The organism is Cellulomonas sp. Leaf334, from assembly GCF_001424195.1.
Taxonomy (GTDB): domain Bacteria; phylum Actinomycetota; class Actinomycetes; order Actinomycetales; family Cellulomonadaceae; genus Cellulomonas.
The window spans coordinates 1,710,612-1,736,084 of sequence record NZ_LMOO01000001.1; the positions used below are offsets into that span (position 1 = coordinate 1,710,612).

The following is a 25,473-nucleotide window of genomic DNA, read 5'->3' on the forward strand; positions in this document are numbered from 1 at the left end:
GAGACGAATGGCGCGAGAGACGCAGGAAGTCACCTCCCATCCGGTTGGACGGCGGAGACTCAACTCGGGTGTGTGGGACCGACAGGTGCGTGACCTGCACCGTTGCTCACGACTGAGGCGGTCCTCGGGACCCATGAGCCCTCCGGACGGATCGACGCCTGGGCTGCGGTACCCCGCACTCGTGTACAGCGTGGGACAGCGGCCGAGCACTGCACTGAGGATCCCGACGTCTGCCCCTGTGGACCGGGGTGCCCTCGGAGCGCGGCACGGTACGGTAGGGCCCGCGACGAGCCGAGAGCGTGCGAGCGCGTAGCTCGGAGCGATGGCTCGTTGGACCGGAATGCATCGCGTTTCACGTGAAACCTGGGGGACCCTGACGGTGATGGAAGCTCAGTCGGCGAGGACCGACGGAGCGGACCCTCTTGACGGGGACGACCGGCTCGAGCCGTTCTTCGGATCCGCGTGGCGAGCGGTCAAAGGGTTCCATGACCTGCTGGTTGACCAGGGAGAGCTCCGCGGTCTCGTCGGGCCTCGGGAGTTCTCTCGTCTGTGGGAGCGGCACCTCCTGAACTCCGCTGCTGTCGTGCCGTTCCTCCCGACAGAGGGTCGGATCATCGACCTGGGGAGTGGTGCTGGTCTTCCCGGGATCGTCGTGGCGGCGATGGTGCCTTCGGCTGAGGTTGTTCTGCTCGAGCCGATGGAACGCCGCACGGACTGGCTGAGCGAGGTCGCCGAGACCCTGGCGCTCGACAACGTCGTCGTTCGGAGGGGTCGGGCACAGGATGAGCACGGCACTCTGGTCGGGGACGCCGTCACGGTGCGTGCTGTCGCAGCTCTGGACAAGCTCTACCGATGGTCCATCCCGCTGCTGAGGCGTGGCGGAACGCTGGTTGCGCTCAAGGGAAGCAGGGCGGAAGAGGAGATCGAAGCGGCCAAGCATGTCGGCCGCAAGCTCGGTGCTGGGGTGGCGTCCGTCGTGGATGCGCCCACGATCGAGGGAGTCGAGGTGACGAGGGTGGTCCGCGTCGTACGGGAGGCAGTGCCTGGTGTTCGGTAGGAAGAAGCGTCGACAAGAAGAGGCAGCGGCCGCACAGGCCTCCGAGGCAGCAGCGAACCAGGTCACAGGGTCCGTCCCGCCTCCGACTTCTGCAGAGTGGACGCCGCAGGCTGCGGTCACTTCGCCGCCCTCAGCGCCTGCCCTTGCGGCTCCGGGACCCCGTGCAGGGGCGTCTTCTGCGGCCCAGCCGCAGCCGCAGACCGGGCAGCCTCCGGCCCAGGCCGCTGGACCGCGACCGGCGTCCGCGCAGCCTCAGCAGGCTGCTCCGCCGGCCGCACCCAGTCAGACACAGCCGATCTCAGCCCCGGCGCCGTCAGTCCCCCTCCAGGCACCCAGTCAGCCGCAGGCGATCTCCGCTCCGCTGCAGCCGGTCGTCGCCGCGCCCGCCCCTGGTCCGTCGCAGGCTGCCACGGCAGCGGCGGTAGCCAGCCAGCCACAGGCAGCCTTGGCTACCACCCAGCCGCAGCCAGCGTCCGCCCAGCCGCAGTCAACGTCCGCCACTCCGGCGGCGGGTCAGCCACAGTCGCCTCCTGCCCCGGCGACGGGCCAGCCCCAGTCGTCTCCGGGTACGCCGCCAGGCAGCCAATCGCGTCCGGCGTCCGCCCAGCCGGTGCCTGTGGCACCCGCATCGGCCCTCCTGGGTGGTGCCGCGGAGAGTCAGCCGGAGGCGCCGGTGGGGAAAGGTGCTGTGAGCACTGGCAGCATCGTGAGCACCCCCGCGGGAGACTCGATGCCGGCGGGCGATGGCGGACCTGGTGACGATCGAGCAACTGCCGACGGGGGCGGGTCGAGCGCCAAGCTGCGCACCGCTGACCGCAAGCCCGTCAGTGCGGGAGAGCCCTACATCCCGATGATGAGCGCACCCGCGACGGAGACCGCGGACGATTCGGTTTCACGTGGAACATCCACGGGAGGCGATGCGGTCCCGTCACTGGCGGAGCTGGCTAGGTCATGGGATGACACCGGTGTGGCTGCAGGTCAGCGGCGCACCGAGGGCGGGCCGTCGACGAGTGCTTCGACGGACGCAGCGTCGAGCGACAACGTCACACCCGACGCGCTCGACCCCGACGGACGTGGCGCCGCGGATGTCGATGGTGAGCGTGACACCATCTCGCCCATGACGCCCCGACATGACCTCGATCCTGAGGAGACGCGTCGTGCGGCGCTGGTGGAGAGCCTTCCGGTGGTCACGGACGAGACCCCGCTGATGGCCGAGCTGAAGCAGGATGCTCGCCGTCGGATCGAGCTGCAGGGGCGTCGGTTCCCGCGCCCGGCGCAGACGCGGGTGATCACGGTCGCGAACCAGAAGGGTGGCGTCGGCAAGACGACGACCACCGTCAACATCGCGGCCGCGCTGGCGCAGGCCGGACTGAACGTGCTCGTGCTCGACAACGACCCGCAGGGCAATGCGTCGACGGCGCTCGGCGTGGAACACCGGGCGGGCACCCCGTCGATCTACGAGGTCCTGGTCGACGGAGCTCCGCTCGCCGAGGCGGTGCAGGAGAGCCCGGACGTCCCGAACCTCTGGTGCCTCCCCGCGACGATCGATCTGTCGGGCGCCGAGATCGAGCTCGTCTCGATGGTCGCCAGGGAGACGCGGTTGCGGAACGCGCTCGACACGTACCTGGAGTGGAGGGTGGCGAACGGGCACGAGCGCATCGACTACGTCTTCGTCGACTGCCCGCCAAGTCTGGGTCTGCTGACCGTGAACGCGTTCGTCGTGGCGCGTGAGGTTCTCATCCCGATCCAGTGCGAGTACTACGCACTGGAAGGGCTGAGCCAGCTGCTGAAGACGATCCAGCTGATCCAGGCGCACCTGAACCCTCGCCTGCACGTCTCGACGATCCTGCTGACGATGTACGACGCACGAACCAACCTTGCGCAGCAAGTGGCGACCGAGGTGCGGACGCACTTCCCGGAGCGGACCCTCCGCACGACGGTTCCACGCTCGGTCCGGATCTCCGAGGCGCCGAGCTACGGCCAGACGGTGATGACCTACGACGCGGGGTCGTCGGGCGCTCTGGCGTACCTCGAGGCTGCCCGCGAGGTGGCCGAGCGGGGAGCGATGGAGTTCGCGGACGACCACGTCGAGGGGCAGTCGCCGAACGGCGACACCCATCAAGCAGAGCACGAGTACCAGGCGGCCTCGGCCGTCTCTCAGGAGGAACAGTGAGCGAGAAGCGACGCGGTCTGGGCCGGGGCCTCGGGGCCCTCATCCCGACGGGCCTGGACGGCCAGCGACCCACCGGAGCCGAGCGCCCCGCGGACGTCTTCTTCGGCGACCCGAAGCGGGAGAACAACGAGGTCGCCGCACCTGCCGGCGCGGTCGCCACGGAGACCGTGACCGAGGCGCCGCCTGCTGAGGTGGAGACTGCCACCGCAACTCCGGCTGCCGGTAGCAACGGCACGCCGTCCGCCGACGTGCTGTCGACCGAGGCCGCGTCACCCGTCGAGCAGGCTCCTGCTGCACCGGCACCGACCGCACCGACGCCTGCGGAGGTGAACGGCAGCGAGACCGGTCTCGTCCCCGTACCGGGCGCTCGTTTCGCCGAGCTTCCCGTGGGGGAGATCCGGCCGAACCCGAAGCAGCCGCGCACCGTCTTCGACGAGGACGCCCTGGAGGAGCTCGTCGGCTCGATCCGTGAGGTCGGCGTGCTCCAGCCGATCGTGGTGCGTGACGCGGGCGACGGCTACGAGCTGATCATGGGCGAGCGACGCTGGCGGGCGACGCAGGCTGCCGGGTTGGCGACGATCCCGGCGATCATCCGGGACACCGACGACTCCGACCTGCTGCGCGACGCTCTCCTGGAGAACCTGCACCGGTCCGAGCTGAACCCGTTGGAGGAGGCTGCGGCCTACCAGCAGCTCCTCGACGACTTCGGGTGCACGCACGAGCAGCTGGCGACGCGGATCCAGCGCTCGCGCCCGCAGATCTCGAACACGCTCCGTCTGCTGAAGCTGCCACCGTTGGTGCAGCGGCGGGTCGCAGCGGGGGTGCTGTCCGCCGGACACGCTCGCGCGCTGCTCGGGCTGAGCGACGGTGCTGCGATCGAGCGTCTGGCACAGCGGATCGTCGCCGAGGGTCTGTCGGTGCGTGCGGTCGAGGAGATCGTCTCGCTCGGAGGCGACGCGGAGCCGACCGCTCGTCGTGCGGCCCCGCGGGCGGGCGTCAAGAACGAGGCGCTCGACCACCTCGCGGCGCGCTTGTCCGACCGGTTCGAGACCCGAGTGAAGGTGAGTCTCGGGAAGTCGCGGGGACGCCTCACGGTCGAGTTCGCCTCGGTCCAGGACCTGAACCGCATCCTCGCCAGCCTCGCTCCTGAGGATCCGGGCCTGCTGAAGGGTTGATCTGTACGGTTCACGGTCGACATATCGTACGAAATGGGCGATCCTGCAGGTCAGCGGCGCAGTGACGCCTCGACGAGAGCCCGGTAGAGGTCGCCGAGCGTCAGCCCGGCGGCCTCTGCAGCTTGCGGCAGGAGCGATGTCTCGGTCATCCCGGGGGCCACGTTGACCTCGAGGAACCACGGGGTGCCGTCGGCGTCGACGATCAGATCGGTGCGCGAGATTCGGTCGAGCCCGAAGGCGCCGTGCGCGGCGACGGCAAGCTCCGCGACCGCCGCCGCCACGTCAGGGGACAGGCGGGCGGGCGTGAAGTACTCCGTGCGTCCGGGGTTGTAGCGGGCGTCGAAGTCGTAGGGCCCGTCGGTGACGATCTCGACGGGGGGCAGCGCGAACGGGCCGGCACCGGTGTCGACGACGCTCACCGCGACCTCGGTCCCGACGACCGCGCGCTCGACGAGCGCGGTGTCGCTGTACGCGAAGCAGTCCACCATGGCCTGCGGGAGCGCGTCGGCGCTGGTCACGAGGGTGACTCCCAGCGCAGAGCCACCGCGGGAGGGCTTCACGACGACGGGGAGCCCGAGCGTGCCGACGATCGCGTCGAGGACGTGACGCGCACCGAGCTCTCGGAACAGCGACTGCGGGAGTGTCACGAAGTCGGGCGTCGCGAAGCCGGCACGCGCGGCCACCGTCTTGGCGCTCGGTTTGCTCCAGGCGATCCGGCTCTCGCGCGGACCAGTCCCCAGGAGGCGCAGCCCGAGCAGCTGGACGACGTCGCGCACCGAACCGTCCTCCCCGCTGGTCCCGTGCAGGAGCGGCCAGACCAGGTCGGGCTGGAGCTGGACGAGCGCCGGCACCAGGTCGGCATCGACGTCGTGGATCGAGACGTCCACCCCGACGGACCGCAGGGCGTCGGCGACGCGTCGACCGGACCGTAGGGAGACGTCGCGCTCGTGCGACAGGCCCCCGGCGAGGACGACGACCCGGGGTGACGGTGAGGTGCTCACAGCAACAGGACTCCGATGGAGGAACGAGCTACGGCGGGAACGGGACGTGCAACGACGAGAGGTGAACGGGGTACAGCGCGGACGAGACCGGAGAAGGGCGGGCGATACCGCAGGTCAGGCGACATCCGGGCCGGGCTGCTGCACGTCCGTGTGACCGATCGACCCGGTGGTGCCGAACAGCTCCACGAGCTCACGTTCCCCGGCGACGACCCCGGCCAGCCGACGCACACCCTCCCGGATGCGCTCGGGGGTTGGGTAGCAGAACGAGAGACGCATGTGGTCGGCGCCGGAGCCGTCGAAGTAGAAGGCGGTCCCGGGGACGTAGGCGACCCGGGCGGTGACGGCGCGCGGCAGCATGTCCTTGGCGTCGAGACCGTCGGGCAGCCGGACCCAGGTGTAGAAGCCGCCGTCGGGAACGTTCCACGACGCCTCGGGCAGGTGCTCGGTCAGCGCGGAGACCATGGCGTCGCGTCGTTCGCGGTACTGCTCGCGGTACGACTTGATCTGACCACGCCAGTCGCACGTGGACAGGTAGGTGGAGATCGCGATCTGCGAGGCGTTCGACGGGCAGAGGATCGCGGACTCGCTGGCGAGGACGAGCTTCTCGCGGACGGCGTGCGGTGCGACGACCCAGCCGACGCGGTAGCCGGGGGCGAACGTCTTGGAGAACGAGCCGAGGTAGAGGACTCCCTCGTCGTCGAGCGACCGCAGCGCGGGGAGCGGCTCGGAGGAGAAGCCGAGGAGCCCGTACGGGTTGTCCTCGAGCACCAGCACGCCGTAGCGACGCGCGATCTCCAGGATCTGCGGGCGACGCTCGACGGACAGCGAGACGCCTGCGGGGTTGTGGAAGTTCGGCACGGTGTAGAGGAACTTGACGCGGCGGCCCTCGCGGGACAGCGAGGCGAGGGTCGTCTCGAGCGCTGCGGGGATCAGCCCGTCGGCGTCGATGGGGGCGTGCACGACGTCGGCCTGGTAGGCCCGGAACACGCCGAGCGCACCGACGTATGAAGGGGCCTCCGCGACGACGACGTCGCCCGGGTCGATGAAGATGCGGGTGACCAGGTCGAGCGCCTGCTGGGAGCCGGTGGTCACGACGACGTCGTCCGGGTGCGCGTCGATCCCTTCGAGCGCCATGACCTCGAGGATCTGCTCGCGCAGGGTCTCGTCGCCCTGGCCGGACCCGTACTGGAGCGCCTGGAGGCCACGGGTGGCGACGACACGTTGGGCCAGGTCACCGAGGATGTCGAGGGGCAAGCCTTCGAGGAACGGCATGCCGCCGGCGAGCGAGACGACCTCGGGCCGGTTGGCGACCGCGAACAGGGCGCGGATCTCGCTGGACCGCATCCCGTGGGTGCGTTCGGCGTACGAGCCGAGCCAGCGGTCGAGGCGCGTTCCGGTGCCGGCGGCGGAGGACGTGGGGGGGCCCGACGTCTCGCCGTCGGGAACCGGGTGCGTGGTCATGCACCCGAGTTTCGCACGCTGACGACGGTGGCCCGTGCACCGTCCCAGCGACACGAGAGCCCCCGGCCGCGTGGCAGGGGGCTCTCGGGACGAGCGATCAGACGGTGGTGAGCACCGTCTCGATGTCCTCGGCGATCATCGACTTCGGCCGCGCGCCGATGACGGACTTCACCAGCTCACCGCCGGAGTAGAAGTTGAGCGTCGGGATGGACACGATGCCGTAGTCGCCGGTGACCTTGGGGTTCTCGTCGGAGTTGAGCTTGACGATCTTCACGCGGCCCTCGTACTGCTTCGCGAGCTCTTCGAGGACCGGTGCGACCATCCGGCACGGTCCGCACCAGGGCGCCCAGAAGTCGACGATGACGGGGACCTCCGACTCGAGGACCTCGACCTGGAACGTGTCGTCGGTGACGGCGGTGGTGGTGCTCATGAGATCTCCTCGCCGTACGTCTCGATCGGCGGGATCGGGTGCACGAGGTCACCGAGGGAGGCCAGGAAGTGCTGGGCGTCCAGCGCGGCTGCGCAGCCGGAGCCGGCGGCGGTGATGGCCTGCCGGTAGGTGTGGTCGACGAGGTCGCCGCAGGCGAACACGCCGGAGAGGTTGGTGGCGGTCGACCGGCCGACGACCTGCACGTAGCCCTCGTCGTCGAGGTCGACCTGCCCGACGAGCAGCTCGGAGCGTGGCACGTGGCCGATCGCGACGAACACGCCGGTCGCGGGGTGCTCGCGCGTCTCGCCGGTGACGGTGTCCCGCAGGGTGACGCCGGTGACCTTGTTCTCCCCGTGGATGGCGACGACCTCGCTGTTCCACGCGAACTCGATCTTCGGGTCGTTCGCGGCGCGGTCGGCCATGATCTTGGAGGCGCGCAGGTGGTCGCGACGGTGCACGAGGGTGACGCGCTTGCCGAACCGGGTCAGGAAGGTCGCCTCCTCGACGGCGGAGTCGCCGCCGCCGACCACGATGATCTCCTGGTCGCGGAAGAAGAACCCGTCACAGGTGGCACACCAGGAGACACCGCGTCCCGACATCCGCTTCTCGTCGTCCAGGCCGAGCTCGCGGTACGCGGAGCCGGTGGCCAGGATGACGGCGCGGGCCTGGAACGTCTCGCCGCCGAGCGTCTGGATGGTCTTGATGTCACCGTCCAGGTCGAGCACGGACGCGTCGTCCCACAGCACCTCGGCACCGAACTTCTCGGCCTGCTTCTGCAGACCTTCCATCAGCTCGGGGCCCTGGACTCCGTCGGGGAAACCGGGGAAGTTCTCGACCTCGGTGGTGTTCATCAACGCACCGCCGGCGGTCACCGACCCTGCGATGACCAGGGGCGTCAGGCCGGCGCGGGCCGCATAGATCGCGGCGGTGTAGCCGGCAGGACCCGATCCGACGATGACGAGATCGCGGACGGTGGTGGACTGGTCGGTCACGTGAGGTCCTTGCGTGTTCGGCGTGCCGGAGACGGTCCGGCGGGGGCTGACGGGATCAACCGATCCTAGGCGGGTTCTGTTCCGGGACCCGCGTCAGGACAGGGCGATCTCGGTGACCTCCACCCGGAAGCCACCGTCCGGGGCGGGTGGCAGCTGGGTGATCCACAGGACGAGCGACTGGGTCTCGGTGGCCGGGTCGAGCGTGAGGACGGTCTCCGGACCGAACGGACCCGATGCGAGCACGGGGCCGCCGGTCGGGTTCGACGCGTCGGTGGCCCTGACCTCGACGTTCCCACCGGTGCTGTTGGTCCGCAGGGTGACCGTGCTGACGGTGGTCTTCTGGGTCAGGGTGATGGCGTAGCCGACGGCGTCCTTGAACCCGGCGAAGTCGTCCCGCTTGTACGTCTGGGTGTACCAGTACGTCGACGGGTCGCCGTCGTACGCCTTGGCGACGTCCTCCTGGTGCTCGCCGTCGGCGTCGGACGGGTCGATCGAGGTGGTCGAGGCGATCACCGGCGGGCCGCCGGCCGGGGCGACCGGCGTCTCTGCTGCGGTCGGCTCGGCAGACGGCTCGGCGACGACGGCCGGGGCCGACGCGCTCGGTGACGGGTCCGGGTCCGCTGAGGAGTCCCCGGGGTCGAGCGACGAGAAGAGGGCCCGGAAGGCGAAGATGACCCCGATGACCACGGCGACGACGACGAGGATGAGGATCAGCGCGGTCGGGTCGAACCGGCGGGTGGTGGGCGGAGTGGTGTCCGCTCCGATCACGTCGCTGAAGCCGAACGTCCCCAGGGTCTCTTCCGGTGGGGCGGGAGGGGCGGTCGCCTGCGCGACCGGCCGGCGCACGACGGGCGGCGGGGGCGCTGCCTGCGCGTAGGCGGGAGGCGTGATGAGGGGGAGCCCGGTCGGCGGCGTCTCGGTGTCGGACGGGACCGGGCCGAGGCCCGTCGCCCGGGAGGGTGTGGCCGGCGGGGGCGTGCCGGGCCGGTTGGCGCCCGGCGGGTCCTGCTGCGCGAACGCGGTCCGCACGGACTGGCGCTGCACCGTCACCGGCGCGGTGTCCTGGTCGTCGTGATCGGCCGGGACCGGGATCCCGCCACCGGGTGCGGCGGCGCCCGTCGGGGGGAACTGCGCGGTCATGGGTGCTCCTAGGGTGGCGGTCTCGGCGACGGACGCCCGGATCTCGCCCCACGGCTCGAGCTCGCGGACCAGCTCTCCTGGGCTGTGGGGGCCGTCGTCGTTGGGGCCGAGCGTCACGACGCAGAGCGTGTCGAGGTCGTTCGGCACACCGGGGACCAGGTCGGCGGGTGCGACGGGTGAGCCGTTGACGATGGGTGCGGGTGGCAGCGTCTCGCCGCCCGGCGTCTGCGGTGCGCGCGGGTCGGCCGGCCACAGTCCGGTGAGGGCGGCGTACAGGAGCCGGACGAGGCCGACGGCGTCGGCACGCGTGGTGGAGCGGGCGTCGCCGCCGGAGTCGCCGAGCAGGGCGGCGTCGAGCGCGAGGCCGCCGAGGAGCACGCGGCCGTCGGGGCTCACGTGCAGGACGGACGGGCGCAGGGCGAGGTGGTGCACGCCGCGACGCCGGGCGATCTCCAGCGCGGACGCGGCCTCGCCGACGACGGCGCGGGCCTGGTCGGCGGTCAGGGGCCCCTGCGCGACCAGTCGCGCGAGGGACTGTCCGACGAGCTGCTCGGACACGACGTAGCCGTAGCCCTCGTGCGTGCCGACGTCGAGCACCCGCACCAGCCGGGCGTCGGTGACGAGGGCGGCGCGACGGGCGGCGTCGAGCGCCGGCGCGACGGCACCGTGCTCGAGGATGCGCACCCGGACGGGGCGGTCGAGGATCTGGTCCGTGGCCTGCCAGGCGCTGGCACCCGCGAGATCGGAGACGACTGGGGACAGCACGCGGTAGCGGCCCGCGAGCACCGTGCCCCGTCCGACGACCTCGCTCACCAGCACCTCCATGTCGACAACCCGGACCAGAACACCTGCATGCTAGATGAGCACGATCAGCGCCGTCCCCCGGGAAGGCGCCGGAGCAGCGGAAGGAGCAGGTTGTCCAGCTCCCGCACGCGCAGCAGCCGCAGGATGCCGGCGTACGCGAGGCCCATCAGGGTACCGACGACGGCGCACTGGATGATCGAGGCGACGAGACCTGTGGACAGCCAGAGCCGGAGCAGCAGCAGCACGCCGAAGCCGACAGCCCCCGACACCACCGCAGCGAGGGTCGCACGTGCGATGACCTTGAGGATGCGGGAGCCGTCGATGCCCCCGAGCCGCCGACGCAGCCGCCACTGCGCGATGCCGGCGCCGACGACGTAGGAGACGGTCATGGCGGCACCGGCACCTGCGACCCACAGGGTCGGTCGCAGGAGCATCTGGGACGCCCAGGCGCCGAGGATGACGACGGCCGCCATCGCGACCTGGATCGGCACCATCGAGCGCGCGTCCTCGTACGCGTAGTACGCGCGCTGGAACATCGACCAGGCCCCGAACGCGGGCAGGCCGAGGATCATCGTGAGCACCACGGTGGCCACGGCGTCGGCCGAGCCCTCGGACGAGGTGGCGAGGACGACCCGGGTCAGCGGGAGGACGAGCACGACGACGGCGGCCGTCGCGAAGACGGTGAACACCCCGACGACGCGCAGCCCCGACGAGAGCGTGGCCCGGACGGCCGCGACGTCGCCGTCGTGCGCCTGGCCGGAGAGCCGCGTGAACAGGGCGGTCGCCAGGGAGACCGTCACCAGCGAGTGCGGCAGCATGAAGATGAGGAACGCGACGGAGTACGCGCCGGGGCCAGCCACGGAGGCTCTCGCCACCCCCTCGGCGACCGCGGCGTCCGGTGCGGCCGATGCCACGCGGGTCACGACGAGGAAGCCGAGCTGGCCGATCGCCAGCCCTGCGAGCGTCCACGTCGCGACGCCCCCGGCGGTCCGCAGGCCCGACCCGCGCAGCCCCCAGCGCGGGCGGTAGTGGACGCCCGACCGGCGCAGGGCCGGCACGAGCACGAGGGCCTGCGCGACGACCCCGAGCGTCGCGGAGCCCGCCAGCAGGACGACCTGCCCGGTGGTCCACGTGCCGGCGTCGACGACCCCGGAGGTCTCCCACGTGCCGAACACGACGATGAAGACGCCGAACCCGACGATCGCGACGACGTTGTTGACGACGGGCGCCCACATGTACGGACCGAACGACCCGCGCGCGTTGAGGACCTGGCCGAGCAGCGCGTACGCGCCGTAGAAGAACAGCTGCGGGATGCACCAGTAGGCGAACGTGATCGCGAGCGCTTCCTGGGTCGGGTCACCGAACTTCGTGTACAGGCCGACGAGGACCGGGGCGAGGAGCGTGAGGACGACGGTCGCCCCGGCCAGCATCGCGAACCCGAACGTGAGCAGCCGGTCGACGTACTCCTGGCCGGCCTTGCGCTTGTAGGCGCGGACCACCTGGGGGACGAGGATCGCGTTCAGCACTCCGCCGGCGAGGAGCATGTAGAGCACGTTCGGCAGGTTGTTGGCCACCGCGAAGGCGTCCGCCGCCTGGCCGGTCGCGCCGATCGCGCTGACCATGACCATGGCGCGCAGCAGCCCCAGCATGCGCGAGACGGCGGTGCCCGAGGCCATGAGAGCAGCGCCGCGGCGCGCTCCGTCGTCGGTCATCGGGTCTCCTGCTCGCTGGGTTCGTCCTCGGGCGCGGTGCCGCCGAGGACCGGCAGCGACGTCGACGTGCCGGCCTCCGCCTCGGTGCGGGCGCCGCGGCGGGCGCTCTGCCCGCGACGGACGGTGCGGACGATACCGAGCACCAGGCCGATGGCGAGCAGGACGCCGACGACGATCGTGCCGATGCTCTCGATCGTGGGCGCGACCTGGGCGGTGAAGCGGACGGCGGGAGACACCGACAGACCGTCGGTCGCGGTGAGCTCTGCGGTGACGACGACCGAGCAGTTGGCGCGGGCGTGCAGGGGGACGCGGACGCTGGTCTCGCTCTGCGCCTCGACGACGACGGGCTCGATCTCACCGACCTCGAGGCAGGCCTTGCGCGGGGTGACGGCGAGCATCACGGTCGCGGGGACGGTCAGCCGGTTGCGCACGACGATCGGCAGCGGGCTGTCCGCGGCGGTCACGACGAGGTCGCTGACCGGGGCGATGCTCAGGCCGGTCGTGCGCGCGTCGACGTCGGCGACCGCCGACGACACCAGGGCGTCGCGCCCGGCGGGGGCGACCCGCCACGCGACGGACAGGGGCGCGAGGACCTGGTTGTCGACGCCGTCGAGCAGGACGGCGGGCTCGCTGGTCACGCCCGCGAACGCCACGGCGCGCCCGCGGGCGTCGGCGAGTGCGCGCACGCTGGTCGGCGCGAGCTCGTCGGGGCTCACGGCTTCCGCGGGAAGGCTGCCGCGAGCGTCCGGCGCATCGCCGTCCAGGAGGGTGGACACGGCGCTCAGACGCACCCAGGGGGCGTCGTCGAAGGCGGTCGTCAGCGCCGCGACGGTCGGCACGTCGGGATCCCAGCCACGCCCGGGGGCGATCAGGAGGTGCGGCTGGTCGTCCTCGGTCTCGCGCGTGATGACGGCGAGCTCCGCGAGCGCGCGCTGGACGGTGGTGGCCGTCGTCGCCCCCTCGTCGACACCCTGCGGCGCCGTGAACAGGCGGGTGAGCAGCGCGTCCGGCGCGAACGCGGTCACGGGACCGTCGGTGGTCTGCACCCGCTGGGCGGCACCCGCGGTGTCGTCGTCGGGATCGTCGGGCGTCGTCGGTGGGAGCACGATCCCGTCCGCGCCGACGGCGGAGGCCACCCCGGCGGTGGTCTCGTCCGGGAGCCCGGCACCCGGCGCCCACAACAGCCCCGACGGTGCTGTGAGGCCCGGGACGCCGACCTCCGCGGCGCGCTCCACCGCGAGCCCGACGAGGCCCGGCTGTCCGGCGTGCGCTGCCGCGGCCAGGTCGGGGTCGGCCCACGGCAGCGCGACGACGTCATGGCCGCGGAGCTCGTCCGTGAGGTCCGCCGCCCAGTCACGCGTGCCCGGCGTCCCGGCGGATGCCGCGGCGAGCAGGGCAGGGTCGACGGCGACACCGATCTGCGGCGTGACCGCGACAGCCGCCGCGAGCTCCCGCAGGCGTCCCCCGGTGCGCGTCAGCTCGTCGAGCCCGGCGACGGTGGCCGCGCTGGGTCCGGTACCGCCCTCCGCCGTCGCCGACGGCGGGCCGACCATCGGGACCAGCACGGAGAGCGGGGTCTGCGGGACGTCCTCCGAGGGGAGCCACAGTAGGAACGTGCGCTGGACGCCGACGCGGCGTGAACCGTCGAGCGCCTCGACCACGAGCCCGCGCGGACCCCACGTGTCAGCGCCGTCGCGCAGGCGGACCTGCGCCGCTGGGATCTCGAGCTCGACCTCGACGCTCCCGCCCGGCAGCAGCGGACCGTCGACCTGGGTGGTGACGTCGCGATTCGTCCGGCTCAGGCCTTCTGTCCCCGCGGAGGCAAAGGTGTCCATCTCGGCCCGGGAGACGGGTCGGAACCGGTTGATCCGCAGGGCGGCGGCGGGCCGCTCGACCGTCTCGTCGCCGTCGTTGCGCAGCGTGGCCCGCACCTGCAGGTTCTCGCCGGGACGCAGGACGCTCGGCGCGACCTCGGTGATCTGGACGGTGACCGGGAGATCCGGGTCCGCGCCGGGGCTGGGGCTGGGGCTCGGGGTCGTCGCGGCGGCGGACCCGCTGACGGGGACGGCGAGCGCGAGGGCGCCGACGAGAGCCAGGGCCGCACTGAGCACCCGGCGTCGTCGCGAGGGGGCGCTCATCCCTCGCCGACGAGCACGACGAGTGCTGCCTCGGCGAGACGCCGTTCGTTCGGGTACGCGAGCACGCCGTTCAGCTCCGCCACGGGGATCCACGCGGCGTCCTCCGCCTCACCGTCCGGGTCGCCCTCGACCGTGAGGAAGCCCCCGGTCGCGCCCAGCAGGAAGTGGTGGACGACCTTGTGCACGCGGCGGTCGTCGCCGCTGAACCAGTAGTCGATGACCCCGAGCCGACGCAGGACCTGCCCGGTGATGCCGGTCTCCTCGGCGATCTCGCGGACGGCGGCCTCCTCGGGCGTCTCGTCGCCCTCGAGGTGACCCTTCGGCAGGCACCACTCGAGACGGCCCGCCCGGTTGCGGCGCGCGATGACGGCCGCGTGGTCGACGCCTTCGCGCCGGCTGACGACGATGCCGCCCGCGGAGGTCTCGTCGACGACCGGCAGAGGTGCGGCAGGAACCCGCGTGAGGCTGTGGCGGGGGTCGATGCGCAGCGGGTGACCGCCCGGCGGCGCGGGAACGCCCCCGGGGACGGGTGGACGCGCCGGGCTCGACATATCGACACTGTAACGACTTGGCGACCCCCGGCCGGCCCGCAGCCGCCGAGTCCGCACCATCATCTGGCAGGCTTGGACGAGTGCCCTCCCTCGATCCGCCCGTCGGCCACGACTCCCCCGACCTGAGCGCCGCCCTCGTGGCGTTGCAGAAGCGTGCGCTGGGCGTGCTGGCCGGGCTGCCCACCGACGCCCTCGAGCTGGGGGACCTGTTCCGCGCGGCCGGGCACGAGCTCGCACTCGTCGGCGGGCCGGTGCGCGACGCCTTCCTCGGCCGGGCGTCGGCGGACCTCGACTTCACGACGTCGGCGACCCCCGACGAGACGCAGGCGATCCTGGCCCGCTGGGGTGACGCGCACTGGGACATCGGCAAGGAGTTCGGCACCATCGGGGCCCGTCGGTTCGCCGGTCGACGGTCGTCGCTCGCGGACGACGTCGTCGTCGAGGTGACCACCTACCGGTCCGACGAGTACGACCCGACGTCGCGCAAGCCGCAGGTCGCGTTCGGGGACTCGCTGGAGGGCGACCTGTCCCGGCGCGACTTCACGGTCAACTCCATGGCGGTCCGCGTCCCGGACCTGACGTTCGTCGACCCGTTCGACGGCCTCACCGACCTGGCCGCGGGGGTGCTGCGGACCCCGGTGGACCCGCGGCAGTCGTTCGACGACGACCCGCTGCGGATGATGCGCGCCGCGCGGTTCGCGGCCCAGCTCGGCTTCGGGGTGGACCCCGCCGCGCACGCCGCGATCGTGGACATGGCCGACCGGATCACGATCGTGTCCGCGGAGCGGGTGCGCGACGAGCTGAGCAAGCTGCTGGTCTCGGCGAACCCGCGACTCGGGCTGGAGGTGCTGGTGGACACCGGCCTCGCGGGCCACGTGCTGCCCGAGCTGCCGGCGCTGCGGCTGGAGATCGACGAGCACCACCGTCACAAGGACGTCTACGAGCACTCGCTGATGGTGCTCGACAAGGCGATCGCCCTGGAGACCGGACCCGACGGCGCGGTGCCCGGCCCGGACCTGGTGCTCCGGCTCGCGGCGCTGCTGCACGACATCGGCAAGCCGCGCACGCGCCGGTTCGAGGAGGGCGGCGGCGTCAGCTTCCACCACCACGAGATGGTCGGCGCGAAGCTCGTCGCCAAGCGGCTCAAGGAGCTGCGGTTCGACAAGGCGACCGTGCAGGCGGTCGCGCGGCTCACGGAGCTGCACCTGCGGTTCCACGGGTACGGCGAGGGCGGCTGGACCGACTCCGCGGTGCGTCGCTACGTCACGGACGCGGGGCCGCTGCTGGAGCGGCTGCACCGGCTGACCCGGTCCGACTGCACCACACGGAACCTGCGCAAGGCGGCCCGGCTGTCGGCGGCGTACGACGACCTCGAGGAGCGGATCGCGCGGCTGCGGGAGCAGGAGGAGCTCAGCTCGATCCGGCCCGACCTGGACGGCACCCAGATCATGGAGATCCTCGGGCTGGCGCCGGGGCGCGAGGTGGGCGAGGCCTACAAGCACCTGCTGGAGCTGCGGATGGAACGCGGTCCGCTGGGCGCGGACGTCGCCCGCGACGAGCTGCTCACGTGGTGGGCAGCGCGCGCCTGACGACGAGCAGGCACACGTCGTCCTCCTGGTGGGTGACGATGAAGGTCTCGACGAGCCGGTCGCGGACGGCCTTGGCGTCCGCGTCGTCGGGGACGCCGCTGAGCTCGGCGGTGAGCGCCGCGATGCCGTCGCGCAGGCCGCGGTCGCGCCGCTCGACCAGACCGTCCGTGTACAGGACGAGCGTCGCGCCGACGGGCACGTCGATCGTGGCCTCGTCCCGTCCGGACCCCTCGAGACCGATCGGTGTCGACAACCCGCCGTCCAGCGGTCGGACCTCGCCACCGGGCAGCCGCAGCAGCGGGGGCGGGTGGCCGGCACGCGCGTAGGTGACGTGGGCGCCGTCGTCGGTCGACCGCCAGCGCAGGTACGCGCACGTGGCGATGTCGGCGATGTCGAGGCCCCGGACCAGCTCGTCGGCACGGCCCAGCACCCGCCCGGGCGACGACCCCTCCCACGCGTACGAGCGGAGCAGGGACCGGAGCTGACCCATCACGGCGGCGGCGCGCAGGTCGTGGCCGACGACGTCCCCGACGGTGAGCCCGATGGCGCCGTCGGGCAGCGGGAGCACGTCGAACCAGTCGCCACCGACCTCGGCGCTGCGGCTCGACGGGATGTACGCGGCGGCGACGTCGAGGCCGGGGATCTGCGGGATCTCGGGGAGCAGGCTGCGCTGCAGGGTCAGGGCCGCGGTCCGCTCGGCGAGGAACAGGCGGACGTTGTCGAGCGCCAGACCGGCACGACGACCGAGGTGCGCGGCGGTGACCACCGCGTCGGCGGTGAACCCGTCGACGGCCACCAGGGTGAGCACGCCGAGGACCCGGTCGCGCGCTCGCAGCGGGACGACCATCGCGCTGCCCAGACCGAGCCGGCGCAGCAGGTCGAGCTGCACGGGGGTCGTCCGGCCCGGCAGGCCGGCCTCGTCGATCGCGTAGGGCGTCGCGACGAACCCGGGGCCGCTCGTGAGCGCCTCGGTGATCTTCGGTGCCCGGGACAGCCAGGAGATGTCCTGGTCCGCCAGCGCGCGTGCGGTCTCCCGGTCGTCCGGGTCGGCGACGACCAGGTGGATGCGGTCGAACCGCCCCCGGTCGTCGGTGACCGCGACGAACCCCCACGTGGCCAGTGCGGGGACGGCGATCTCTGCGAGGGTGTCGACCGCGTCGTCGTACTCGAGGTGCTGCGCGAGCTCGTCGCTGATCCGGGCCAGCAGGTCCAGCCGGGCGGTCGCCTGGTGGGGGACGTCGATCTCGAGGTCGCGGACACGCTCGGACTCCACCCGGTCGGTGACGTCGACCTGGATCCCGATGTGGTGGGTGACCCGGCCGGCCTCGTCGACGACCGGGCTGATCACCACCTGGTTCCAGAACGGGGTGCCGTCGCGCCGGTAGTTGCGGATGACGGTCGCCACCGCACGCTGCTGGTCCAGGGCCGTCCGGATGCGCGCCACGGCGACCGGGTCGGTGTCCGCACCCTGCAGGAACCGGCAGTTGCGCCCGAGGACGTCCTCGGGCGGGTAGCCGGTGAGCCGGGTGAACGCGCCGTTGACCCAGACGAGGGGGTCGTCGTCACGCAGCGCGTCCGAGATGGACAGCGCGAGGTCGCTGCCGAGCACCGCGTTCAGCGGCAGGTCGTCCTGCCGCCCGACCACCTTGTCGTCGCTGCTCACACGGCGACCTCGGTGACCTGGGCGGCGGGTACCCGCCGGGACGCGGAGCCGTAGAGCGCGGCGAACCCGGCGTACGCGACGGCGAGCACGAGGAACAGTCCCTGGGAGTAACCGGTGTCCGGCAGGGTCACCGCGCCGAGGGCGGCCGCGCCGACGAACGCGGCGTTGTAGAGGACGTCGTACAGAGCGAACGCACGGCCGCGGAAGGCGTCGTCGGTGTCGCGCTGCACGATGGTGTCGACGGCGATCTTGGCGCCCTGCGCGGCCAGGCCGAGGGAGCCGGCGGCGACGAGCACCGCGGTCCTGCTGTCCGACGCGACGAGGAGCAGCTGGCTGACGGCCGCGAGCGACAGGCACAGCACGATCCACACGTGCGGACCGGTGCGCGGCGACAGCACCGGGGTGAGCACGACGGCGAGGACGAAGCCGGCCGCCGACGCCCCCAGCACCATCCCGAACGTCCGCAGGCCCTCGTCGGCGTCCGCCGGGTCCGAGAGCAGGTTGCGGGCGATGAGGATGCTCGCGATGAACGTGACGCCGTACAGGAACCGGTGCGCCGCCATGATGCCGAGGGCACGGGCGGGGGTCCGGCGCTCGACCAGGTGGCGAGCGCCCGCGACCAGTCCGCGCCCGAGGATGCCGAGGGCGGCACGCAGCTGGGCGGCGTCGGCGCGCTCGTCGGGACCCAACCGGTCCTTGCCCAGCCGGGTGGCCAGCGCGGCCGCGGTCGCCATGACCGCCGCGGCCAGGAACAGCGCCGTCGCGTCCCGCCCCCGGCCGGCGGGCAGCACGAGACTGAGCACCAGCCCGATCGCCCCACCCACACCCGCCGCCGCCGCGCCCAGCGTCGGAGTCAGGGAGTTCGCGGTGAGCAGCAGCGGACCGTCGACCGTGCGCGGCAACGACGCACTGAGCGCCGACAGCAGGAACCGGTTGATCGACAGGTTCACCAGCGCGAGCACGTAGACCGCGGGGCCGATGCCGTCCGTGAGCATGAGCAGCGCGATGACGACCGTGATCCCGACGCGCACGAGGTTGCCGACGAACAGCACCTGCCGCCGCCGCCAGCGGTCCAGCAGCACCCCGGCCCACGGGCCCACGATCGTGAACGGCAGCAGCAGGACCGCGAACGCCGTGGCGACCCCCGCCGCGGTGCTGGCGTTCTCCGGCGAGAAGAAGAACAGGGTGGCGAGTCCGACCTGGAACATCCCGTCGGCCGTCTGGCTCACGAGCCGGACGGCGAACAGCTTGCGGAAGTCCCGCAAAGGCCACAGGGCCTTGAGGTCGGCGATCACCTGCACCGTGCCATCCTCGCAGGCTTCAGTGGCGCCGACCGACGACCGATGGACCAGGAACCCCAACCTGACGAGGCCGCTGCGTCGTGTAAGGAGTAGAGGCACGACGAGGGAGACGAATGGGCCGGTACTGGGAACCGCTGCTCGAGACGGTGGTGCGCGAGCGGTACCCCGCCCTGCTGGCGCGGGCGACGCTGCTGGTCCGGGATCGGCACGCCGCCGAGGACCTGGTCCAGGACGCCGTGGTGTCAGCGTTCGCGGGTCGCGCGAGGTTCACGTCCGCCGACCACGCCGAGGCCTACGTCCGCCGCGCGATCGTCTCCCGGTTCATCGACGGCTCCCGCCGCCGCGGACGCGAGTCGGCTGCGCTCGCGCGGGTGGCCGCCGAACCGGTCCCCGACGGCGCCGACCCGGCCGATCGCGGGCTCGCGTTCGAGCTTGAGTGCGCGCTCGCCGCCCTCGCGCCCCGCGAGCGGGCGTGCGTGGTGCTCCGGCACCTCGATGACCTGTCCGTCCGCGAGACGGCCGAGGTGCTCGGGCTCAGCGAGGGGGCCGTGAAGCGGTACGTCTCCGACGGCGTCCGGACCTTGTCCGCCCACCTCGACGTGAGCGTCCCGAGCGACGACGCCACAACCGTCCTGCTGACCGTGAACGAGGTGCCCCGTGACGCGTGACCTGCACGAGCTCATGAGCGACGCCCTCGCGCAGGGCACGAGAGCGCTCGCGGACACCGCCGACGACGGCGACCGGGTGTCGCGCATGCGCGCCGCGGTCCGCCGCCGCCGCACCGTCCGCGCCACGGTTCGTGGGACGTCCGTCGCGTGCGTCGCGGTGGTCGTCGGTGCCGTCGGGTGGCTCGTCGCGCCACGGCAGGACCCTGCGCCCGCGCACACGCCGACGCCTGCCCCGAGCGTGTCGCGGAGCACCTCGACGCCCACGCCCACACCGACGCCCACCCCGACGTCGACCCCGACCCTGACCAGCAGCCCCGACACGGTTCTGATCCCAGGGCTGCCGGCGATGCCCGAGGCGACCCCGGAGATCATCGCCGCTGCCACGCCGGGATGGGTCCTGCTCCGGTACGCCGGCCCGGCACCGATCTCGTCCGACGACGGCCTCGAGAACGCGGCGATCGAGCAGCTGCCCAAGTTCAACGCGCTCGTCCTGGTCTCGCCCGACGGCGAGCGGTTCCACGTGGCCGACCTCCCGTCCGAGGTCCACATCGCGATCGACCGATGGGTGGCGGGCTCGACGGAGGCGGACGTGTCGGTGTGGGACGAGGCCGTCTTGGCGTGGTCATGGGGGAGGTTGGACCTGCTCTCGGGCACCGTCACGTCTGGACTCCCCGGCGCACAGACGGCGCGGACGGTCGGGTGGTCGCGCATCGGGGAGCGCGTGGTCGTGACGGGAGGCGTCCACGACGACGCCCCAGGGATCGTGAGTGTGGTCGGCCGGTCCGGCGAATCTCGCACCTACGGGGCAGAGCACGGGGTCATCGACGCGTGGAAGGTCACAGTCGACCCGACGGGCGTCCGCGTGATCCTCCAGGATCGCGGGCGGGACGGGATGCTGGTGATCCTCGAGCTGACGACGGGCGTGATGCGTCAGGTCGGCGGGTTCTCGCGGCCGGGGTGCGCGGTCGTCTCGTGGATCGACGATCGGCGCGTCCTCATCGAGTGCCGCACGAGCGTCGACGGTCGACCGGAGTACTGGCGCGTCGACACTGCAGAAGACGAGCACGCGGTGATGGTGCTCGGCACGGCCGGCGACGCCGTCGCCCTTCCGCTGCACGGGCACGGCGTGGCGACGGGGGACGGCAGGGTGGCCTTCGAGGCGAGACCCGCGAGCGACGCGGATGAGTTGTGCGGCGGAAGCCTGTACGTGTGGCGGAGCGCGACCGACACGATCGAGGGCCTGGCCGACGTCGGTGGCGCCGACCACGTCCTGACGCCGATGGCAGGTCTCGATGGCGACGTCTACGCCTCGAGGATGCCCGTGTGCGCCGACATCGCCATGCCGGAACTGATCCGTGTCGCCGCCGCTACCGGCGCGCTCACGACCCTCGTCCCGGTCGACTGGACCGCACCCGCCAGCGGGGCGATGGAGTCCTTCACCGTGGGCGTCGCCGGCTGACCCAACTTTCCAGCACCCCACCGTCGTTCTTCTTGACGAGACCTGCACGCTGGTGCAATGGGGGGATGAGAGGGCGGCCGTGAGCGCTCAGTGGGAGTCGTTGCTCGAGCAGCTGGTGCGCGAGCGGTACACACGTCTGGTCGGGCACGCCATGCTCGTGTGCGGTTCGAGGCACGACGCGCAGGACCTGGTGCAGGAGGCGCTGATCGCCACGTTCTCCGGCCGGGCGCGGTTCACGACCGTGCCGCAGGCCGAGCAGTACGTGCGGCGCGCGATCGTGACGCGTTCGATCGACGAGTCGCGACGACGGACCCGTGAACGGGCCACGGCCGCCAGGCTCGGCGGGCTGGCGACGGCGCCGGTCGAGATCCAGCCGCGGGGGCTCGGGGCCGACGTGCAGCGGGCGCTGCAGGCGCTGCCCCCGCGGGAGCGCGCGTGCGTCGTGCTCCGCCAGGTCGAGGACCTGTCCATCCGGGAGACGGCGACGGCGCTCGGCCTGAGCGAGGGTGCGGTCAAGAGGTACACAGCAGACGGGACCGCGCGGCTCGACGCCGCGCTCGGGACGACGACGACCGAGAAGGAGACCGCCCAGGTGCGGCTCCTCGACGGCATGGGAGGTGCGGCATGAACGAGCTGGGAGAGCTGCTGGGACAGGCAGCCGAGGAGCTGTCGCCCACCGAGACCCTCGACGACCTCGGGCTGGGCCGGCTGGTGCGCTCCGTGCGGCGGCGCCGGGTGCAGCGGCACACGATGGAGTCGGTGGTCGGCGTCGCCGCGGCCGGCGCCATCGGCACCGCGGCCTGGGCGGGGATGAGGTACACGGCTCCGGCCCCGGCGGACACGCCGGCACCGACGGTGAGCGTGACGCCCACCCCGACGCCGACGCCCACCCCGACACCGACACCGACGCCCACGCCGACCCCGACCGCCACGGCGGACCCGGTCGTCCTGCCGGTGCCGCCGACGTTCGGTCAGGTGCCGGCCCAGCCTGCGACCGCCGCCACCATCTCCGGCGCCCGCGCCGGGTGGGTGCTCGCCGTCGAGCAGCCGACCTACGTCGTCGCCGGGTCCTCGGACTGGTCGTTCAGTCAGAAGCGGCTGCTCCTGGTCTCGCCCACGGGCGACCGGTTCAGCGTCCTCGACCTGCCGTCCGGCGCGATGGACGAGGTGTCGAGCGTGCTGCACTGGACGGCGGGACAGCGCCGCGCCCTCGTCCAGGTCATGTCCGGCGAGTACCGCTGGATCGACCTGCGGACCGGCGACCTGAGCGCCGTCGCCGGTGTGCCTACCCTGGCCCGGTTCGTCGGTGTCGCGTCGACCGGGAACCTGATCTGGCAGACGGAGTACGAGCTCTACGCCGTGACACCGGACGGCGTCGCGACGATCCTCGCCTACACGCTCCCGCAGGCCGAGGGTCAGCTGAGCCCGGGTCGCAACTTCGTGTACGCGGGCGGTGTCATCGTCGACCTGCGGACCGGGGGCAAGCAGTTCTTCTCGACGCCGCAGATCTGCAGCGCGGGCGGTTGGCTGTCGGACTCGGTCGTCGTCGTGTCCTGCGCGTCGGCGTCCGGCGGCACCGAGCTGTGGTCCAGCACGTTCACCCCGGTCTGGGACCCGCCGACGATGCCGACGGCGACCCGGCTCTACGCCGACCAGCCCTGGAGCTCGGCCACCGGGGTGACCCTGCTCGACGACGGACGTCAGGTCGTCTCCGCGATCGACGGCTCCGGGTGGGGTCTGTGGGTGGTGTCCGGTGGCTCGGTCACGCCGCTGGTCCCACCGCAGGAGGGCGTCGCCGCGTACTCCGTCGAGGCGTCGGGCACCCTCGTCGTGTCCCGGCCGGTCGGCGGCGGCGAAGCGTCGCAGTTCGACCTCACCGCCCAGGACGTGTCCCGCGGGACGTCGACCGTCCTGCTGCCCATGCCGGACGAGTCGGGCGAGCCGTACGGGCTCGACGTCACGTGGATGACCGGGCTGGCGGACTACGCGGTGGGCACGGCGTACTGAGGACCAGGACGGCCCGGCGACCGGAGGGGGTCGTCGGGCCGTCCTGTGTCCGTCGTCTCCCGCCGTGACCTCGCCCCAACCGATCCGGGTGCCGATGCGTTCTAGGGCGTGACGGAGGTTCGAGACGATGGGAGGGGGGTCGGATGAGCCGGCAGTGGGAACCGATGCTCGAGCAGGTGGCGCGTGAGCGCTATCCGCGGCTCGTGGCGAGAGCCATGCTGCTCGTCGCGTCACGCGCGGATGCCGAGGACCTGGTGCAGGAGGCGCTGGTCGCGACGTTCTCGTCGCGGGCGCGCTTCGAGTCGCCGGGGCAGGCCGAGCAGTACGTGCGGCGGGCGATCGTGTCGCGGTTCGTGGACCGCACCCGCAAGCGCGAGTACGAGAAGCTGGCCCAGCAGCGCGTCGCCGCTCGGCCTGCGCCGGCCGACCTCACCGGTGAGGTCCTCTCGACCGAGCTCGAGGTCGCGCTCCGGGCGTTGAGCCCACGCCAGCGGGCCTGCGTCGTGCTGCGGCACCTGGAGGACATGTCCGTCCGGGAGACCGCCGCGGCGCTGGGCCTGAGCGAGGGCGCAGTGAAGAGGTACGTGTCCGACGGGGTGGCGGCCCTGAACGCGGCGCTGGGCACGACGAGCCCTGCCGACCGTGACCCCGTGGTGCTGGTGCCGACAGAGGAGGTGCGTCGTGGAGCGTGACCTGACCGACTTCATGCACGCGAACGTGCAGGCCCGCGAGGAGTCGATCGCCGGGCTGGCGCCGAGCGCGGGTGCGCTCTCGGGGACGGTGCGACGGGTGAAGCGTCGTCGAGCCGTGCGTCACTCGGTCCAGGGTGTCGGCGCGGGCGCTGCTGTCGCCGTCGTGGCCGGCGCCTCGTGGTTCGGGCTCCGGTCGCAGGATCCCGTGCCGCCCGCGATCAGCCCGTCGCCGACGGTGACGACACCGACTCCGACGCCATCGCCCACACCCACGCCGACGCCGTCCGAGACGGCCGTGACCCCGCCGCCCGTGCCGGCGTCCTTCGGCCAGCCCGACTCCGAGCCGATCACGCGGTCGGTCCTGGCGCAGGCGGAGCCGGGATGGGTGCTGGCGATGTACACGCCGTCGTACGTCACGGCCGGGTCGGACGAGTGGGTCGCCGGGTCGTCGGTGCTCTACGCCGCCTCGCCGTCGGGCGACCGCTACAAGGTGCTCGACCTGCCCGCCGGACCGGACGAGATCGCCCGGGTGGTCCACTGGAAGGCTGGCGAGTCCCGCGCGATCGTCCAGCTCATCGCCGGTCCGCACCGGTACCTCGACCTGCTGACCGGCGTCCTGACTCCGGTGCCCGGTGCACCGGAGAACGCCTTCTGGATCGGTGTCGCCTCCACCGGGAGCACCGTGTGGCAGACCTACGAGGAGAATCTGAGCGGGAGCGGCTACCTCGTCTCGGTGACGCCGGACGGGGTCACGACCACCTTCGCCGGGCTCTGGCCCCAGCTCGTGGGACCCATGAGCCCCGACCGCAACTACATGAGCATCGGGAGCGCGCTGATCGACCTCCGGACCGGTCACACGAACTTCTTCCAGCCGGCCGAGGCCAACAGGGAGTGCCCCGTGAGCGGCTGGCTCTCGGACTCCGTCGCCGTCGTGTGGTGCGAGGGCGACGCTGACGGGGGCCGCGTCTACCGGACCACGTTCGTCCCCGAGTGGGATCCGCCGACCATGCCCAAGCCTGAGCCCTTGTACGACGGGATGGGATGGCAGAACGTCGCCGGTGTCTTCCCGCTCGACGACGGCCGGCACGTCGTCTCCGCGCAGGCTGAGTCGGGGACGTGGGGGGCGTGGCTCGTCGACGGTGGCGACGCCTCGCAGATCACGCAGGCGTCCGACGAGGCGTTCGACTACCTCGTCGACGTGGTGGGAGACGTCGTCCTAGCCACCGACGTGGTCGGAGACGGTGCCACGACCGCACTCACCGCGCACGACCTGCGGACCGGCACGGACGCCGTGCTGATGCCCCGGCCCACCGAGACCGGGGAGGAGTACGGCCTCGGTCCGATCCAGTGGGTGGGCGGGCTGTCCTGGTGGATCCCGGGCACGTCGTCCTGAGCATGCGGGGAACGCCTGCGGGAGAGGACACGAAACTCGTCCGGTCGAGCAACAACCCCAGGCCGGT

Annotated in this window: 20 protein-coding genes; 10 read left to right on the forward strand and 10 right to left on the reverse strand. The window is 72.3% G+C overall.

What is annotated here, in order from left to right:
* Positions 1–382: 382 nt before the first annotated feature.
* From rsmG to ASF78_RS07735, 3 genes are all read left to right on the forward strand, one after another.
* Positions 383–1,057: a 16S rRNA (guanine(527)-N(7))-methyltransferase RsmG gene (gene rsmG, locus ASF78_RS07725; RefSeq protein ID WP_056586397.1), complete on the forward strand. Its 675-nt coding sequence runs from the start codon at positions 383–385 to the stop codon at positions 1,055–1,057.
* Between the two features lie 1,117 nt (positions 1,058–2,174).
* On the forward strand, positions 2,175–3,230 hold the full coding sequence (locus tag ASF78_RS07730) for a ParA family protein (RefSeq protein ID WP_082494964.1): 1,056 nt from the start codon (positions 2,175–2,177) through the stop codon (positions 3,228–3,230).
* Positions 3,227–4,405, forward strand: a complete 1,179-nt coding sequence (locus ASF78_RS07735; protein ID WP_056586400.1) for a ParB/RepB/Spo0J family partition protein — start codon at positions 3,227–3,229, stop codon at positions 4,403–4,405. Before ASF78_RS07730 ends, ASF78_RS07735 begins: the two co-directional genes overlap by 4 nt.
* Positions 4,406–4,455: 50 nt before the next feature.
* Here the strand turns inward: ASF78_RS07735 and ASF78_RS07740 are convergent, their stop codons facing one another.
* From ASF78_RS07740 to ASF78_RS07775, 8 genes are all read right to left on the reverse strand, one after another.
* Positions 4,456–5,406, reverse strand: coding sequence for a D-alanine--D-alanine ligase (locus ASF78_RS07740; protein WP_056586403.1), 951 nt, complete (start codon positions 5,404–5,406; stop codon positions 4,456–4,458).
* Positions 5,407–5,520: 114 nt separating this feature from the next.
* The gene (locus ASF78_RS07745) at positions 5,521–6,867 is read right to left on the reverse strand and encodes a PLP-dependent aminotransferase family protein (RefSeq protein WP_056586406.1); all 1,347 of its coding nucleotides are present in this window, start codon (positions 6,865–6,867) and stop codon (positions 5,521–5,523) included.
* 97 nt (positions 6,868–6,964) lie between these two features.
* The gene (gene trxA, locus ASF78_RS07750; RefSeq protein ID WP_056586409.1) at positions 6,965–7,297 is read right to left on the reverse strand and encodes a thioredoxin; all 333 of its coding nucleotides are present in this window, start codon (positions 7,295–7,297) and stop codon (positions 6,965–6,967) included.
* Positions 7,294–8,289 carry a thioredoxin-disulfide reductase gene (trxB, locus tag ASF78_RS07755; protein ID WP_056586412.1) on the reverse strand — a complete coding sequence of 332 codons (996 nt, stop codon included), beginning with the start codon at positions 8,287–8,289 and terminating at the stop codon, positions 7,294–7,296. The genes trxA and trxB overlap by 4 nt, the downstream gene beginning before the upstream one ends.
* 93 nt (positions 8,290–8,382) lie before the next feature.
* Positions 8,383–10,242: a protein kinase family protein gene (locus ASF78_RS07760; protein ID WP_156374061.1), complete on the reverse strand. Its 1,860-nt coding sequence runs from the start codon at positions 10,240–10,242 to the stop codon at positions 8,383–8,385.
* A 56-nt stretch (positions 10,243–10,298) separates the two neighbouring features.
* Positions 10,299–11,945: a murein biosynthesis integral membrane protein MurJ gene (gene murJ, locus ASF78_RS07765; RefSeq protein WP_056586418.1), complete on the reverse strand. Its 1,647-nt coding sequence runs from the start codon at positions 11,943–11,945 to the stop codon at positions 10,299–10,301.
* Positions 11,942–14,083, reverse strand: a complete 2,142-nt coding sequence (locus ASF78_RS07770) for a DUF6049 family protein (RefSeq protein ID WP_156374062.1) — start codon at positions 14,081–14,083, stop codon at positions 11,942–11,944. The genes murJ and ASF78_RS07770 overlap by 4 nt, the downstream gene beginning before the upstream one ends.
* Positions 14,080–14,634 carry an NUDIX hydrolase gene (locus ASF78_RS07775; RefSeq protein WP_056586424.1) on the reverse strand — a complete coding sequence of 185 codons (555 nt, stop codon included), beginning with the start codon at positions 14,632–14,634 and terminating at the stop codon, positions 14,080–14,082. The genes ASF78_RS07770 and ASF78_RS07775 overlap by 4 nt, the downstream gene beginning before the upstream one ends.
* A gap of 137 nt (positions 14,635–14,771) precedes the next feature.
* Here ASF78_RS07775 and ASF78_RS07780 point away from each other — a divergent pair, with 137 nt between their 5' ends.
* Positions 14,772–16,223 (forward strand): CCA tRNA nucleotidyltransferase, encoded by a 1,452-nt coding sequence (locus tag ASF78_RS07780; RefSeq protein WP_235518514.1) that lies wholly within the window; start codon positions 14,772–14,774, stop codon positions 16,221–16,223.
* Here ASF78_RS07780 and ASF78_RS07785 read toward each other — a convergent pair.
* Together ASF78_RS07785 and ASF78_RS07790 are read right to left on the reverse strand one after the other, a co-directional pair.
* Positions 16,198–17,886, reverse strand: a complete 1,689-nt coding sequence (locus tag ASF78_RS07785) for a SpoIIE family protein phosphatase (protein ID WP_056586427.1) — start codon at positions 17,884–17,886, stop codon at positions 16,198–16,200. The two genes, ASF78_RS07780 and ASF78_RS07785, sit on opposite strands and share 26 nt — an antisense overlap.
* Entirely contained in the window at positions 17,883–19,187 is a 1,305-nt protein-coding gene (locus ASF78_RS07790; protein ID WP_056586430.1) for an MFS transporter, read from the reverse strand. Before ASF78_RS07790 ends, ASF78_RS07785 begins: the two co-directional genes overlap by 4 nt.
* Before the next feature lie 113 nt (positions 19,188–19,300).
* Between ASF78_RS07790 and ASF78_RS07795 the strand changes: the two genes are divergently transcribed.
* The 6 genes from ASF78_RS07795 (at position 19,301) to ASF78_RS22765 (ending at position 25,406) form a co-directional block, all read left to right on the forward strand.
* Positions 19,301–19,855 carry an RNA polymerase sigma factor gene (locus ASF78_RS07795; RefSeq protein ID WP_056586433.1) on the forward strand — a complete coding sequence of 185 codons (555 nt, stop codon included), beginning with the start codon at positions 19,301–19,303 and terminating at the stop codon, positions 19,853–19,855.
* Positions 19,845–21,314: a hypothetical protein gene (locus ASF78_RS22755; protein ID WP_056586438.1), complete on the forward strand. Its 1,470-nt coding sequence runs from the start codon at positions 19,845–19,847 to the stop codon at positions 21,312–21,314. Before ASF78_RS07795 ends, ASF78_RS22755 begins: the two co-directional genes overlap by 11 nt.
* A gap of 79 nt (positions 21,315–21,393) precedes the next feature.
* Positions 21,394–21,942 carry an RNA polymerase sigma factor gene (locus ASF78_RS07805; protein ID WP_056586441.1) on the forward strand — a complete coding sequence of 183 codons (549 nt, stop codon included), beginning with the start codon at positions 21,394–21,396 and terminating at the stop codon, positions 21,940–21,942.
* Complete coding sequence (locus ASF78_RS22760; protein WP_056586444.1) at positions 21,939–23,321, forward strand: hypothetical protein; 1,383 nt, start codon at positions 21,939–21,941, stop codon at positions 23,319–23,321. Before ASF78_RS07805 ends, ASF78_RS22760 begins: the two co-directional genes overlap by 4 nt.
* A 143-nt stretch (positions 23,322–23,464) precedes the next feature.
* Positions 23,465–24,013, forward strand: a complete 549-nt coding sequence (locus ASF78_RS07815) for a sigma-70 family RNA polymerase sigma factor (protein WP_056586447.1) — start codon at positions 23,465–23,467, stop codon at positions 24,011–24,013.
* Positions 24,003–25,406 carry a hypothetical protein gene (locus tag ASF78_RS22765; protein WP_056586450.1) on the forward strand — a complete coding sequence of 468 codons (1,404 nt, stop codon included), beginning with the start codon at positions 24,003–24,005 and terminating at the stop codon, positions 25,404–25,406. The genes ASF78_RS07815 and ASF78_RS22765 overlap by 11 nt, the downstream gene beginning before the upstream one ends.
* The last annotated feature ends 67 nt before the right edge of the window (positions 25,407–25,473 follow it).